General features: G+C 48.8%; 2 tRNA genes. Both read right to left on the reverse strand.

The annotated features are described in order from the left end of the window. Positions 1-9: 9 nt before the first annotated feature. Positions 10-94 (reverse strand) — tRNA-Ser (locus ACRD62_RS22555). 134 nt (positions 95-228) lie between these two features. Further along, positions 229-303, reverse strand: a tRNA-Val gene (locus ACRD62_RS22560). Positions 304-320: the final 17 nt, after the last annotated feature.

Consider the following 320-nt stretch of genomic DNA (forward strand, 5'->3'; position numbering starts at 1 on the left):
CGCTTTCAGCGGAGAGAGAGGGATTCGAACCCCCGGTACCTCGCGGTACAACGGTTTTCAAGACCGCCGCATTCGACCACTCTGCCATCTCTCCAGATGTAATGGAGTAAAGTTTATACTTTGCCTCGCGATAGTTATCGCGGTCTCCAAGTCGATATACGTGAAGTGCATAAAGCACCTTTTGTTGTCAATAAAAAAGGAGAAATCAAATCAGACCTCTCCTTCGAGTGGGCGATGAGGGAGTCGAACCCCCGACCCCTTGGGTGTAAACCAAGTGCTCTAAACCAACTGAGCTAATCGCCCTGAAATATTTTCAGGTT

Source organism: Carboxylicivirga caseinilyticus, assembly GCF_050589785.1.
Lineage (GTDB): Bacteria > Bacteroidota > Bacteroidia > Bacteroidales > Marinilabiliaceae > Carboxylicivirga > Carboxylicivirga caseinilyticus.